Annotated in this window: 14 protein-coding genes; 3 read left to right on the top strand and 11 right to left on the bottom strand. The window is 65.2% G+C overall.

Annotated features, from left to right (window positions below):
* Positions 1–19 precede the first annotated feature (19 nt).
* Both argS and prf1 read left to right on the top strand, forming a co-directional pair.
* The gene (gene argS, locus P0Y33_RS13940; RefSeq protein WP_279527997.1) at positions 20–1,768 is read left to right on the top strand and encodes an arginine--tRNA ligase; all 1,749 of its coding nucleotides are present in this window, start codon (positions 20–22) and stop codon (positions 1,766–1,768) included.
* A 253-nt stretch (positions 1,769–2,021) separates the two neighbouring features.
* Positions 2,022–3,278 (top strand): peptide chain release factor aRF-1, encoded by a 1,257-nt coding sequence (prf1, locus tag P0Y33_RS13935; protein WP_279527996.1) that lies wholly within the window; start codon positions 2,022–2,024, stop codon positions 3,276–3,278.
* Positions 3,279–3,737: 459 nt separating this feature from the next.
* Here prf1 and P0Y33_RS13930 read toward each other — a convergent pair whose 3' ends face one another.
* The 10 genes from P0Y33_RS13930 to ahaH form a co-directional block, all read right to left on the bottom strand.
* Positions 3,738–4,130, bottom strand: coding sequence for a DUF6276 family protein (locus P0Y33_RS13930; protein WP_279527995.1), 393 nt, complete (start codon positions 4,128–4,130; stop codon positions 3,738–3,740).
* A gap of 187 nt (positions 4,131–4,317) precedes the next feature.
* Complete coding sequence (locus tag P0Y33_RS13925; protein ID WP_279527994.1) at positions 4,318–4,998, bottom strand: V-type ATP synthase subunit D; 681 nt, start codon at positions 4,996–4,998, stop codon at positions 4,318–4,320.
* A gap of 12 nt (positions 4,999–5,010) precedes the next feature.
* The gene (locus P0Y33_RS13920; RefSeq protein WP_279527993.1) at positions 5,011–6,459 is read right to left on the bottom strand and encodes an ATP synthase subunit B; all 1,449 of its coding nucleotides are present in this window, start codon (positions 6,457–6,459) and stop codon (positions 5,011–5,013) included.
* Positions 6,459–8,216 (bottom strand): ATP synthase subunit A, encoded by a 1,758-nt coding sequence (locus P0Y33_RS13915; protein ID WP_279527992.1) that lies wholly within the window; start codon positions 8,214–8,216, stop codon positions 6,459–6,461. Before P0Y33_RS13915 ends, P0Y33_RS13920 begins: the two co-directional genes overlap by 1 nt.
* Before the next feature lie 2 nt (positions 8,217–8,218).
* Complete coding sequence (locus P0Y33_RS13910; protein ID WP_279527991.1) at positions 8,219–8,551, bottom strand: V-type ATP synthase subunit F; 333 nt, start codon at positions 8,549–8,551, stop codon at positions 8,219–8,221.
* Positions 8,548–9,606, bottom strand: coding sequence for a V-type ATP synthase subunit C (locus P0Y33_RS13905; protein ID WP_279527990.1), 1,059 nt, complete (start codon positions 9,604–9,606; stop codon positions 8,548–8,550). The genes P0Y33_RS13910 and P0Y33_RS13905 overlap by 4 nt, the downstream gene beginning before the upstream one ends.
* Positions 9,603–10,199, bottom strand: coding sequence for a V-type ATP synthase subunit E (locus tag P0Y33_RS13900; RefSeq protein WP_279527989.1), 597 nt, complete (start codon positions 10,197–10,199; stop codon positions 9,603–9,605). Before P0Y33_RS13900 ends, P0Y33_RS13905 begins: the two co-directional genes overlap by 4 nt.
* A 4-nt stretch (positions 10,200–10,203) precedes the next feature.
* Positions 10,204–10,467: a hypothetical protein gene (locus P0Y33_RS13895; RefSeq protein ID WP_279527988.1), complete on the bottom strand. Its 264-nt coding sequence runs from the start codon at positions 10,465–10,467 to the stop codon at positions 10,204–10,206.
* A 6-nt stretch (positions 10,468–10,473) separates the two neighbouring features.
* Positions 10,474–12,660, bottom strand: coding sequence for a V-type ATP synthase subunit I (locus P0Y33_RS13890; RefSeq protein WP_279527987.1), 2,187 nt, complete (start codon positions 12,658–12,660; stop codon positions 10,474–10,476).
* On the bottom strand, positions 12,647–12,979 hold the full coding sequence (gene ahaH / locus P0Y33_RS13885; protein ID WP_279527986.1) for an ATP synthase archaeal subunit H: 333 nt from the start codon (positions 12,977–12,979) through the stop codon (positions 12,647–12,649). The genes P0Y33_RS13890 and ahaH overlap by 14 nt, the downstream gene beginning before the upstream one ends.
* Positions 12,980–13,109: 130 nt before the next feature.
* Between ahaH and P0Y33_RS13880 the strand changes: the two genes are divergently transcribed.
* Positions 13,110–13,730, top strand: coding sequence for a methyltransferase domain-containing protein (locus P0Y33_RS13880; protein WP_279527985.1), 621 nt, complete (start codon positions 13,110–13,112; stop codon positions 13,728–13,730).
* A 66-nt stretch (positions 13,731–13,796) separates the two neighbouring features.
* On the opposite strand, the gene P0Y33_RS13875 is transcribed toward P0Y33_RS13880, so the two are convergent.
* Positions 13,797–14,270, bottom strand: coding sequence for a type IV pilin N-terminal domain-containing protein (locus tag P0Y33_RS13875; RefSeq protein ID WP_279527984.1), 474 nt, complete (start codon positions 14,268–14,270; stop codon positions 13,797–13,799).
* Positions 14,271–14,294: the final 24 nt, after the last annotated feature.

Raw genomic sequence — 14,294 nt, 5'->3', positions numbered from 1 at the left:
CGAACCCCCACGAATCCGTATGTTCCTGTCCTTCCGCGAGGAGGTCGAGGAGGCCCTCGAATCGGCCCTCTCGTCGCTCGACCTCCCGACCGAAGACCTCGGCATCGAGGAGCCACCCGAGGACGTCGACGCCGTGCTCGCCTCCTCCGCCGCGTTCCGACTCGCCAGCGAGGTCGGCGCTCCGCCACCGAAGATCGCCGCCGACGTCGCCGACGCCGTCGACGCGTCCGGCTACACCTACATCGGCGAGGCCAGCCCACAGGGTCCCTACGTGAACTTCACGCCGACACCCGACTACTACACCGACACGCTGGCGGCCGCCGACGAGGACTTCGGCCGCCTCCCCGACACCGGTGAGGACCTCGTCGTCGAGCACACCTCCGCGAACCCGACCGGCCCCGTCCACGTCGGCCGCGCGCGAAACCCCATCGTCGGTGACGCCGTCGCGCACGTCCTCTCCTACGCCGGCCACGACGTCGACGTCCACTACTACGTGAACGACGCCGGCCGGCAGATGGCCGTCTTCACGTGGGCCTACGAGACCTTCGACGAGGAGGAGCTGGAGAGCGAACCCGAGCGCGACCGCATCGAGTACGACCTCGTCCGCTACTACCGCAAGGGCAACGAGTTCCTGGAGAACGCGGACCGCGAGGAGGTCGAGGAGGCCGAAGCGGAGATCCAGCGCATCCTCAAGGGCCTCGAAGAAGGCGACGAGGAGACGAAAGAGCGCGTCGAGACCGTCGTCGACCAGGTCCTCGGCGGGATGAAGGAGTGTCTGAAGCGCCTCCCCGCGGAGTTCGACGAGTTCGTCAAGGAGACCCGCTTCATGCCGGAACCGACCCAGACGCTCGTCGAGGAACTGAAGGAACTCGACGAGGCCGTCTACGAAGAGGGGGCGTGGCAACTCGACCTCTCGGAGTACGGCATCGAGAAGAACTTCGTCTTCCTCCGCTCGGACGGGACCTCCCTCTACGCGACCCGCGACCTCGCCCACCACCAGTGGAAGTTCGACAACTACGACCGCGCCGTCACGGTGCTCGGCGAGGACCACAAACTGCAGGCCCGCCAGCTAGAGACGACGCTCGAACTCCTCGGTGAGGACACCTCGCAACTCGACCAGGTGCTCTACTCCTACGTGAACCTCCCCGAGGGGAAGATGAGCACCCGCGCGGGGACCGGCATCGACCTCGACGACCTGCTCGACGAGGCCGTCGAGCGCGCCCGCGAGGAGGTCGAGAAGCGCCTCGACGACCGCATCCGCGGCAACGAACTCGACGAGGACGACGTCGAGCGCATCGCCCATCAGGTCGGCATCGGCGCCGTCCGCTACGACATCGTCTCCAAACAGCCGACGAAGGCCATCACCTTCGACTGGGAAGACGCCCTCGACTTCGAGGGGCAGTCCGCGCCGTACGTCCAGTACGCCCACGCGCGCTGTTACGGCATCCTCGACGAGGTCGAGCAGTTCCCCGGCGACGTCGACGCGAGCGTCCTCGACCACGAGGCCGAGATCGCGCTCGTCCGGAAGGTGGCCCGCTTCCCCGGCGTCGTCGAGGAGGCCGCCGAGGACTTCGAACCCCACCAGGTCGCGACGTACGTCCGCGAACTCGCCGACGCGTTCAATCAGTTCTACCGGAAGTGTCCGGTGCTCAAGGAAGACGTCGACCCGGCCCGCCGGGACGCTCGCCTCGCCGTCGTCGCCGCGACGCGTCACGCCCTGCACAACGGACTGCACGTGCTGGGGATCGACGCGCCCGAATCGATGTAAGAGGGATTCGGAGCGAACGAAGTGAGCGAGAATCCCTGTACGCGAGTGGAGAGGGACGACCCACGAGAAGCGTGGTTCCGTAGGAACCACGTTATCGCGAGCGGTGAAACCGTGAGCAGAGAGATTCGGAGCGAACGAAGCGACACGCAACCGGCGTCTTCCCGAGTTCTGCCCCCGCCGTCGTGGGCCGCTACGACGGCGTCGACCGCACAGGTCAAAGCATACTTACCGCCTCGTCGGCTATTTTCCCGTAATGAGTGAACAGGAGGGCGAACCGTCCGAGGACCGAAAGAAGTACGAGTTCCAGAAGGTCATCGAGGACCTGAAGGAGTACTCCGGTTCTGGGACGCAACTCGTCACCATCTACGTCCCCCCGGACAAGCGGATCTCCGACGTCGTCGCCCACGTCACCCAAGAGCACTCCGAGGCGTCGAACATCAAGTCGAAGCAGACCCGGACCAACGTCCAGGACGCCCTCACGTCCATCAAGGACCGCCTGAAGTACTACGGCGGCGAGCCACCGGAGCGGGGGATGGTCCTCTTCTCCGGCGCCGTCGACACCGGCGGCGGCCGGACGGACATGGTCACCGAGGTGCTGGAGAACCCACCCCAATCGGTCGAGTCCTTCCGCTATCACTGTGACTCGGAGTTCCTCACCGAACCCCTCGAGCACATGCTGGAGGACAAGGGCCTCTACGGCCTCATCGTCCTCGACCGCCGCGAGGCGAACGTCGGGTGGCTCCGCGGCAAGCGCGTCGAACCCGTGAAGTCCGCGACGTCGCTGGTGCCGGGCAAGCAGCGCAAAGGTGGTCAGTCCGCCCAGCGTTTCGCCCGCCTCCGCCTCGAAGCCATCGACAACTTCTACCAGGAGGTCGCGGAGATGGCCGACGACCTGTTCGTCCCCGAGCGCCACAACCTCGACGGCATCCTCGTGGGCGGTCCCTCACCGACGAAAGACGAGTTCCTCGACGGCGACTACCTCCACCACGAACTCCAGGACAAGGTCCTCGGGAAGTTCGACGTCTCCTACACGGACGAGTCCGGTCTCTACGACCTCGTCGACGCCGGCGAAGAGGCGCTCGCCGACGCGGCGCTCATGGAGGACAAAAACGAGATGGAGACCTTCTTCGAGGAACTCCACGGCGGCGAACTCGCCACCTACGGGTTCGACCAGACCCGCAAGAACCTCAACATGGGTGCCGTCGACCGCCTCCTCATCTCCGAAGACCTCCGCGAGGACGTCGTCGTCTACGAGTGCCCGAACGGCCACACCGACCGCGAACTCGTCGACCGGCGTGCCGACACGCCCGACCACGAGTGCTCGACGTGCGGTGAGACGGTCGAGGCCGACGAGGCCGACCGCGAAGACGCCATCGAACACCTCACTCGACTCGCCGACCAGCGCGGGACGGAGACGAAGTTCATCAGTACGGACTTCGAGAAGGGCGAACAACTCCTGAACGCGTTTGGTGGAATCGCGGGCATCCTCCGCTACTCGACCGGCGTCTGAGCACCGCTACTTTTCACGGACACCGACGGCCGTTACTGTTCGCGATAGAGAGAATCGACGGCGTCAGCAGTCGCTACGGGGAACTCGACCGACGCGACGAAAAAGGCGGGATTACGCGTGAGGAATGCGGCGGAGACCGTTCGCCCAGCCGGCGACCGTCTTGGTGAGTTCCTCGCGCGTCTCTTCGTCGAGCTGTGCTCCGAGACCGAACCACTGGGACTTCGCACTCATTACGACTAGTCGTAGGTCGCCGACGCAGAAAAGTATTTCCTTGCTGATAGGTTTGTCAGATACAATCATTATACAGGCCGCTGTACGGCGTTTACAGAGCGTACAGAGAGTTTCGACGTTCGTTATATTCGTCTTCAGACTCGTTTGGCCGGTGCGAGAATCGCGCGACAGTGCCGGGACGTGCTCGTCGGTGACACGACGCACCTCTCCATGGAGTGAGACGACGGCTCAGATGAGCTGTTCGAGTTGTCGTTCGCGCCGTTCGACGTCGAAGTGCGGGTCGACACTCTCGTCGCGGTCGAGGCGGTGGAGGAAGAGGAGGACGTCGACGCCCCGGCCCTCAGCCAGCGTCGCGAGAGCGTCGACCTCGCTGCGGTAGAGTGCGAGGGAGTCGACGACGGCGAGCAGACAGGCGAGGACGGCGGCCGTCTCGCCGTCCGACGGGAACGCCTCGCTGACCGTGGTGAAGTCGGGATAGTCTGCGGGCGGGTCGTCGAGTGGCGTCACGGCGAGACACTGGGTGCAGAGCGTCGCGCCCTCCCGCTCGTCGGGGAGGTGGTCGCGGGCGTCGCTCGGGACGGGAAAGTCGAGTGTCTGAGCGCCGCACTCGGGGCAGGGCACTACGACACACCTCCGGCTCCCCGCCGCTTTTGGTCCAGATTTTGCGAGCGAGGACACGTGGTGGTGGCCGAGCGACGTAAAAGGTGGAAGTCGAGCGTCTGGGCGCCGCACTCGGGGCAGGGCATAGCCACCACTACGCGAGTGGAGCGCAAAAAGGGAGGTGAAAAGATCGGGGTCGCGGGTACCGCTACTGCGAGGCGGCTTCGACCGACTCGGCTTCCTCGCGACGTTCGGCCGCTTCCTGCTCTTCTTTCTTCGCCTTGACCTTCTTCATCCGGAAGATCTCCTCGCGTTCCTGCTCTTCGAGTTTCTGCTCGATGTACTCCTGGGACTCGTAGAGGTCCGGGAGCACGGTGAACTCGAGGGCGTTCACGCGGCGTTTGGTCTGCTCGATCTCTTCGAGCATCTTCTTCATCGCCGTCTCGACCTCGGCGGCGAGGACGATGAGTTCGAGCAGTTCCTCGTAGGCGTCGGCGGCCTCGTCGATGCGGGAACTCGTGCCGATGACGCCGTAGCCACGCTCGTCGAGGCTCTTCTTGACCTTCGTGGACTCGATCTGGGGCACGACGACGCCCATGATGTTCTTCGACTCGAGGGTGATCTCGGGGTGCTCTTTGAGCGCCGCTGCGGCGCCGCGCACCGCGACGTCCCCCTCCATGGCGCGGGCCATGTTGATCTTCTTCTGGGCCTCATCGTACTGGTCCTCGAGGTCCTCGCGGACGTCCTGGGCCTGATCCAGGATGTCCATGAACTCCATGATGAGACCGTCGCGCTTCTGTTCGAGCGTATCGTGACCGCGCTCGGAGAGTTCGATGCGGTCCTCGATCTCCATCAGATTCTTGCGCGTCGGCTTGACGTCTTCGGCCATTGTTGTGGGGAGTTAGTCGGCCCCGACGGGCGAGCTCTCCTCGCCTTCCTCGGAGTCGACGTCGACGTCGGCGTCTTCCTGGTAGTACTTCTCGATGAGGTCCTCGTCGACACGCGAGAGTTCCTCCTTCGGGAGCAGGGAGAGGATCTCCCATCCGATGTCGAGGGTCTCCTCGAGTTCGCGGTTCGTGTCGAAGCCCTGCTGGACGAACTCGGCCTCGAAGGCGTCCGCGAAGTCGAGGTACTTGTTGTCGCGCTCGGAGAGGGCCTCGCGACCGACGATGTTCACGAGGTCGCGGAGGTCCTCACCCTCGGCGTACGCGGCGTACATCTGGTCGGAGACGTCGCCGTGGTCCTCGCGGGTGAGGCCCTCGCCGATCCCGTCGTCCATGAGCCGTGAGAGGCTCGGGAGGACGTTGACCGGGGGCTTGACGCCCTGGCTGTTGAGGTCGCGGTCCATCATGATCTGGCCCTCGGTGATGTAGCCAGTGAGGTCCGGGATCGGGTGGGTGTCGTCGTCGCCCGGCATCGTGAGGATGGGGATCTGGGTGACCGACCCTTCGCGGCCCTCGATACGGCCGGCGCGCTCGTAGAGTTGCGCGAGGTCGGTATACATGTACCCGGGGTAGCCACGGCGGCCGGGGACCTCCTCACGGGCCGCGCCGATTTCGCGGAGCGCCTCACAGTAGTTGGTCATGTCCGTGAGGATGGTGAGGACGTGGTAGTCCTTCTCGAACGCGAGGTACTCGGCGGCGGTGAGCGCCATCCGCGGGGTGATGGTCCGCTCGACGGCCGGGTCGTCGGCGAGGTTCATGAAGACGACCGAGCGTTCGAGTGCGCCCGTGCGCTCGAAGTCCTCCATGAACTCGTTGGCCTCTTCGGCCGTGATACCCATCGCACCGAAGACGACGGCGAACTCGGTGCCCTCGCCCTCTTCGGACTCCTCGTCCTCTTCGGGGACGGTCGCCTGACGGGCGATCTGGAGTGCGAGTTCGTTGTGCGGGAGCCCGGACGCGGAGAAGATCGGGAGCTTCTGTCCGCGGACGAGCGTGTTCATGCCGTCGATGGCGGAGACGCCCGTCTGGATGAACTCCTCGGGGTACTCGCGTGCGTGCGGGTTGATTGCGGCGCCGACGATGTCGCGACGCTCGTCGGGGACGATGTCCGGACCGCCGTCGATGGGGTTGCCGGAGCCGTCCATGACCCGTCCGAGGAGGTCCTCGGTGACGGGAAGTTTGAGCGTCTCGCCGAGGAACCGGACGGACGCGTCCTGACCGATACCCTCCGTGCCCTCGAAGACCTGGATGGCGACGTGGGTCTCGGTGGTCTCGAGGACCTGCCCACGCTTGACCTCGCCATCCGGGGTCTCGATCTCGACGATCTCGTCGTAGCCGATGGGTTCGTCGGTCTCGACGTACACCAGCGGGCCGCTGATCTCGGTGATAGTTTGGTACTCTTTCATTAGTACTTCTCCCGGAGCTGTTCGGTGATCTCTGCTTCGAGTTCGTCGATGTACTCTTCCCAGTCCTCCTGGGTGGCGATCCGGTTGAGCTTCGGCGCGGCGTCGATGGCGGTGATCTCTTCGACCGGGACACCGGCGTCGAGCGCCTCGAACGCCTCGTCGTTGAAGTGGTGGATCGCGGTCAGCATCCGGTAGGTCTTCTCCGGTTCACTGAACGTGTCCACGTCGTGGAACGCGTTCTGCTGGAGGAACGCCTCGCGGAGGTAGCGCGCCACCTCGAGGGTGAGCTGCTGGTCCTCTGGGAGGGCGTCCTTCCCGACGAGCTGGACGATCTCCTGGAGTTCGTCCTCCTCGTCGAGGACGTCGACCGCCCACTGGCGCTCCTCGGGCCAGTCTTCGGCGACGTTGTCGACCCACCACGCGTCGAGTTGGTCCTTGTACAGCGAGTAGGACTCGTTCCAGTTGATCGAGGGGAAGTGCCGACGCTCGGCGAGGTCGGCGTCCAGCGCCCAGAACGTCTTCACGATTCGCAGCGTGTTCTGGGTGACCGGTTCGGAGAAGTCACCGCCCGGCGGCGAAACGGCGCCGACGACGGAGATGGACCCCTCGGAACCGTTGAGGTTCTGGAAGTAGCCCGCACGCTCGTAGAACTGTGCGAGACGGGCGGCGAGGTAGGCGGGGTAGCCCTCCTCGCCGGGCATCTCCTCGAGACGCGAGGAGATCTCGCGCATGGCCTCGGCCCACCGGGAGGTGGAGTCGGCCATCAGCGCGACGTCGTAGCCCATGTCGCGGTAGTACTCGGCGATGGTGATGCCGGTGTAGATACACGACTCGCGGGCCGCGACGGGCATGTTGGACGTGTTCGCGATGAGCGTCGTCCGTGCCATCAGCGGGTTCCCGCGCTGGGGGTCCTCGAGTTCGGGGAAGTCCTCGATGACCTCGGTCATCTCGTTCCCGCGCTCGCCACAGCCGATGTAGACGACGATGTCCGCGTCGGACCACTTGGCGAGTTGCTGCTGGGTGACGGTCTTCCCGGAGCCGAACGGACCCGGGATCGCGGCCGTCCCACCCTTCGCGAGCGGGAAGAGCGCGTCCTGGACGCGCTGGCCGGTGATGAGCGGCTCCGTCGGCGACTCCTTGTCGACGGTGGGTCGGGCCTCGCGGACCGGCCACTCCTGGTGCATCGTCACTTCTTCGCCGTTGTCGAGTTCGACGACCGTCTGCTCGACGTTGTAGTCGCCAGACTTGGCCTCGACGACCTCGCCGCCCTCGAAGTTCGGGGGGACGAGGACCTTGTGCTCGATGCTCACCGTCTCCTCGACGGTCCCGACGATGTCGCCGGGTTCGACCTCGTCACCGACCTCGACGGTGGGTTCGAACTCCCACGTCTTCTCGAGGTCGATGCCGGGTGCGTCGACACCACGGTCGAGGAACGCGCCCATCTCCTCCTCGAGGACGTCGAGGGGACGCTGGACGCCGTCGTAGATGGAGTCCAGCATGCCGGGGCCGAGGTCCACGGTCAGCGGTTCGCCCGTGTTCTCGACGGGTTCCCCGGGTGCGACCGCGGACGTCTCCTCGTACACCTGAATCGTAGTGATCGGTCCTTCGATTTCGATGACCTCGCCCATCAGCCCTTCGTCGCCGACGTAGACGACGTCGTTCATCTGCGCGTCGAGGTCCGTGGCGGTCACAACCGGACCACTCACGCTCTCGATTTCGCCCGTATCCTGGGTCTCGGGTTGTTGTGCCTGACTCATGTCTAAGTTTCGTCTTCTGCCATCAGGTCGATACCGATTGCGCGTTTGATCTGGTCGCGCAGCCCACCGCTACCCGCGGTTCCGCTCCCGAGGGTAACGAACGTGGGTTCCACGCTGGTCTCGACGGTCTCGCGGACCTGCCGGGAGAGGTACTCCAGGTCGTCCGCGTGCATCACGGCGATGCCCACGTCGTCGTCCGCCATGACGCGTTCGACGGCGTCGTCGAGTTCCTCGTTCTTCTCGTCGTCCGGGACGTTCTCGAACGTCCGGACGCCGGCGAGGCGGAACCCAGTCGTGAACTCGGGACTACCGATGACGGCGATTTCCTGACTCATAGTACGACGAGTTCCTCCTCGATGTCTTCCTCGGTGAGACCGACTTCACGGCCACGCGCGATGGCGCGGATGTTGTCGACCTCCCGCTCCTTCGCGAGGACGTAGCCGAGGACGGGACAGACCGACAGCGGGAACACCTTCGAGAGGTGGTCGGAGTAGGAGAGCAACGCCGCGTCGAGGGCGTGCTCGAACTGGATGAGACTGTCGGCGTCCTCGAGTTCTTCGAGCGCCTCCGAGAGTTCGTCCCCGTAGTGACTCGACTCGATGCGTGCGACGAGTTCGTCGAGGTTCCCGACGAGGTTCGAGAGTTCGGAGGCCGAGAAGAGTCGACCACCCTCGATGAAGTACTCCGTCGGGTCGAGGTCCGACCCGCTCCGCGCGAGTCGGAGTGCGTTCCGGACGTTCCGGAAGTCGATCTCCGCCTGGAGGAACTTCACGAACTCCCGGGTGCCGCTCTCCGAGGCGGCGCCGATGCCCGAGAGGAGTTCGTCGTAGAACGTTCGGTCGACGGCGTTCTCGAGCGGGACGAGCGTCCCGGTCTCCTCGAACTCGTCGTACGCGTCCGCCAGCGCCGGCCCGAAGATGGTGTCCTCGAGCAGGTCGACGACGGCTTCGACCTCGCCCGCCTCTTCGAGACGGGTGAGGAACGAGTCGTCGAACTCGCCGGCGCGGATGAAGTCGGTGTCGATCGTTTCGACGTCGCTGTGCGTGTACGCACCGCGAATCGCGGTCTTGACGTTCCAAGCGTCGAACTTTCGCAGGTAGCGCGAGATGAGGTCGTAGAGCCGACCCTGCGACCACTGCAGCAGCGAGTCGAAGTGCTTCGCGAGGTTCTGGTTGAGCGCGTACTCGATGAGGTCGACGCCCGAGTAACGGGACCCGAGTGCGTTGATCTCCTCTTCGTACTCACTCTCTTCCATGAAGCGGGCGATCTCGCCCGGCCCCATCCGCATCAACTTGCGGTAGTCCTCTTCCTCGAAAAGGTCGGCTCGCCGCGACTTCACCCGCGCGTTGACGTACGCGTAGTTCGACGCGTCGCGGCTGATCACGTTCATTCTTCCTCGTCGCCTTCGTCGAACAGCCGATTACTGATCTGCTTCAATTCGTCCTCCCAGACGTCGTCGAGGACGGAGTCGAACGTGTTCTTCACGCGGACACGCGACTCCTCGCTCTCGACGACGACGCCGCCGAGACAGTCGTACTCCCCGGCGACGTGCACGCCGTCGTAGTCCGAAAGGAGGTCCTCGATGAGGTCCTCGTCGCCCGGTGCGTAGTGGACGGCGAGTTCCTCGCCTTCGTCGAACTCGGCGAGGGCGTCCTCGAGGAGTTCGCGGGTGAGCTCGCGGCGTTCGTCGCCGGAGAGGTCCGCGATACGCTCCTCGACCTGCTCACGAGCCTGGGCGATCGCCTCGCGGCGTGCCTCCATCCGCTCGTGTTTGGCCTCCAGTTTGGCGCTCGAGAGCTTCTGCTCTCGCTCCTGGGAGATCTCGCGTTCGACTTCGCGTTCGGCTTCCTGGATGATCTCGTCGGCCTCCTGCTCGGCCTCCTCGACGATCCGGTCGGCCTCCTGCTCGGCCTCCTCGTGGATCTCCTCCGCCTGGGAGCGGGCTTCGTCTCGAATCTCTTCGACGACCGTTTCCAGACTCATCGGTTTAGACGATGAAGATGACGACGAGTGCGAGGATGACGAGCGTCTCCGGGATGACGGTGAAGAGGAGACCGATACCGAAGAACTCCTCGTCCTCGGCGATCGCGCCGACGGCGGCGGCACCGATGCCACCTTCCGCGACGCCCGCTCCGAGTGCGGCGAGACCGACGCCGATAGCGGCGCCCGTGTCCGGGGGGACGGCGACGCCGCCGGTTTGCTGAGCGATCAGTGCGAGAGTGCTGACGAACGCAGTGACGAATTCAATCATGGCTAATTAGTCTTGAGTGGTGTAGGATCGGTCGTGTCCGAACGGTTCGTACTTCTTCCCACCGCCTTCATAAAACTTCCCAAAGAACTCGACGTACTCCAGGCGAATGGCCTGTAGACCGGCGCTGGTGATGCCGAGCGCGAGCACTAAGACGTGTCCGATGACCAGAATGAGGAGGCCGCCGAGGATGGCGGCGACCCCACCGTGGACGAGACCACCGAACATGATGGTCGCTTCGGGATGGTGGTGGAGGACCTGTTCTGCAGTGGTGCCGGTCATGAAGTGGAACTCACCGTGGTAGGTGTAGGCACCGAAGAAGAGCAGGTTGACGACGAACGCCATCCCACCCTTCGCGAGCATGACTGCGGCGAGACGCGTGTAGGAGAGGACGTGCGTGAGCACGTTCAGACTCTCCACCGCGCCGATGAAGCCCTCCCCGGCGACGAGGAGGACGAAACCGACGACCAGCAGTGCGAGGCCCACGTAGCCGACGGCGACCGGGAACCCGTTGAACCCGAGCGCGATGGGGTGGCCGTCGAGGACCTTGAACAGCAGTTCGGGCTTCCCGCCGGCGGCGTGACGACTGAACACCCACATCCAGACGCCGAACATGAGGACGACCCACGAGCCACTCTCGAGGACCGCGTCCTTCACGCCGTGCGAGAGCTGTTTCACGAAGTCGAAGGCGTAACCGGCCGTCAGGTGGACGAGCGCGGCCGCCAGCGAGAGGACCAGCCAGAGCTGGGCCCACTCGACTTCGGCGGGCTGGAGCCCCTTGTGCATGACCGGCGTGTACGGGAGGTGGAAGCCGAACGCTTCGGCGTACAGCAACCCGAACACGATGGTGGTGAGCCCGGCGATGACGCCGACCCCACCGAGACTCGCGATGGCGTCCGACTCGAAGGAGCTGTAGATCCAGTAACCGAGACCGGTGTACAGCAGGCCGTACCCGATGTCCCCGATCATGAAGCCGTAGAAGATCGGGAACGTCAGGAACAGCACGATGGTCGGGTCCAGGTCGTAGTAGCTCGGCCGGTTGATGGTCCGGACGAGCATCTCGAACGGCTTGACCGGACCGGGGTTGTCCTGGACGACCGGCGGGTGGTCGATCTCCTTCTCGTCGGCGTGACCACCGTCCGAGCGGAGCTCCGACGAGGCTCGGGAACCGTCGGCGTCGGTTCCCGCGCCACCGTCCGTGACGACCTCGCCGTCCGTGCTTCCCTGCGTCAGTCCAGGCGAGACCGACTCGCGCTCCTCGAGGTCGTACTCGGCCCGTTCGACCTCTTCGACCTCGATACGGTCGCCGATACGGTTGACGAGCGCCGAGCGGAACTGTTCGTAGTCCTTCGTCGGGATCCAGCCCTCCGCGAAGAAGGCGTGTTCCGTCGTCGCGAAGGAGAGCGGCGCTTCGGCCTTCTGGACCTCGACGTCGAGTTCCTCCTCGACGGCGAGGAGGAAGCCACCGTGTTCGAGACGAAGCGTCTCGAGGTCGTTCTCGACCGCTTCGAGTTTCGACTGGAGCGTCTCCCGCTCCTGTTCGAGTTCCTGGACGTACTCCTCGGGCGACCCCTCGGCGTCCGGAACGTCGAAGCGAGTGAACTCGACGCCGACGAGCGCCTCGTCGAGCGTCCCGTCCGTCTCACCGGAGGGGTAGACGAACACCGCGACGGTGTCGCCGCCCGTGCGGACGTCGAACGCCTCGACGCCCTCGGCACTCTCGAGTGCGTCTTCGATGGCGTCGGCGTCGCCCTGACCGACCGCGACTTCGAGCGCGTCGTAGCCCGACAGCAGGTCGAGGTCGATTCCGAGGTCGACGAACGGTTCGAGCGCGGCGATGCGCTCCTCGATCGACTGGAGTTCGCTCTCGAGTTCGTCGCGGCGGTCGTCGAGTTCGTTGACTTCCTGGCGGACCTCCTCGAACTCGTCTTCGAGTGCCTCCTCGGTGACGATACGCGAGGGACCCGCGTCCTCCTCGGTGACGCCGAGGATGGAGATGAGCGAACGCGCCGTCACGAGTTTGTCGGCGGCCTCCTCGGCACCGCCGAGGGGCGACCCGGTGTCGAACCCCTCGTACTCACCCTGGTAGTCGGTGAGGTGGAGCAGGTTCTGCTCGTGGGCGACGTCGATGACGTCTCGGACGACGGATTTGGTGCCCGCGACGGACACCTTGCTCATCTGCTCAGGTCTGAGCATGTACCGCCTCCTTGAACCGCTCCAACGCGTAGTCGACGGCCTCGTCGACGTTCTCTTCGGCCGTCTCCGTCAACGCGTCTCGTTCGTTCTGGCCCTCCTCGAGGATACGCTCACGCTCTTCGGCGATTTCTTCGCGGGCCTCGGAGAGACGCTCGTCTTTGAGCTGTCGCGCCTCCTCCTCGGCTTCCTGCCGAATCTCGTCTGCACGCTTGCGCGCCTCCGAGAGCCGTTGTTGGTACTCCTCCCGAGCGTCCGCCACGATGTCGTCGGCGTCCTGCTCGGCCTCCTTGATCTGTTCGAGCACCTCTGGCCTCGGCATTAACGTCGGGTCCTTGAACTAGCGGCTATAAGGTAGTTGCGAAAGTTACGGACGGCTCGGGGTCCATCGCGCCCGCTCGGCGGCCGACGACGAAGACGTTTTCACTGACTCCCCACCTACAAACCCGAAAATGGGAGTCCTCGAAGACAAGTCGCGTGCACGCCTCTTCTACAAGTACCTCTCGAAGGTGTACGACCGGGTGAACCCGTTCATCTGGAACGAGGCGATGCGCGACGAGGCCCTGGAGATGCTCGACCTCGACGCCGACGACCGGGTCGTCGACGTGGGCTGTGGGACCGGCTTCGGGACCGAGGGACTGCTCCGCTACACCGACGACGTCGTCGGACTCGACCAGAGTCCCCACCAACTCGAGAAGGCCTTCGACAAACTCGGGAAACACGACCCCGTCTCGTTCACGATGGGCGACGCGGAGCGTCTCCCCTTCCGCGACGACGCCTTCGACGCCGTCTGGTCCTCGGGGTCCATCGAGTACTGGCCGAACCCCGTCGACGCGCTCGAAGAGTTCCGCCGCGTCGTCGAACCCGGCGGGAAGGTCCTCGTCGTCGGCCCGGACTACCCGAAATCCTCGCTCTTCCAGAAGGTCGCCGACGCCATCATGCTGTTCTACGACGAGGAGGAGGCCGACCGGATGTTCCGCGAGGCCGGCTTCGACGACGTCGAACACCGCGTGCTCCAGGCGAGTCCCGGTAGCCCCCGCGCCATCGTCAGCCTCGCACGCGTCCCCGAGTAGCACCCGACGACCGCCCTGACGACCGCCTGACGACCAACCAACGACCGACCCGACCGGCGACGGCCGCTACTGCTCCACGACGGCTTCGAGGACGTACGTCCGCCCCGTTCGCTCGACGACGTGGACGACGACCCGGTCACCGACTGCGACGGACGGGCGGTTCGACCCCGCGATTCGGAAGGTGGCCCGCTCGCCGACCGCCCACGTCGAGTCGGCCGCGACGTTGAACGGGCCCGTCGGTCCGGAGACGAATCCACGCGCCGCGAAGAACGGTACCGGCGGTTGGTGGCGCAGGGCCTCGCCGTCGACCCGAACCCGGATACGGAGGTCGCGAACGTCGAGCGGTGGGCCGGGACCGTGTTCGAGGACGACGGTCCCGTCTCCGGTGACGGTCATCGAGAGCGCGACCGGTGTGGCGGTGCTCGGCGTCGGGGACGCGGCCAGCGCGAACGACCCGACGGTCGCGGCCAGGAGCACCGTCACACCGACGAGGACGACCACTCCGACGGCGGGTGCGAGAGCACGGGAGTCCGTGTCCATCGCCCAGTCTGGGCGCGTCTTCCT

Origin of the sequence: Halospeciosus flavus, assembly GCF_029814175.1 — an archaeon.
GTDB lineage: Archaea > Halobacteriota > Halobacteria > Halobacteriales > Halobacteriaceae > Halospeciosus > Halospeciosus flavus.
Note: the sequence above shows the minus strand (reverse complement) of the source record. Positions and strands in the feature narration are given on the sequence as shown.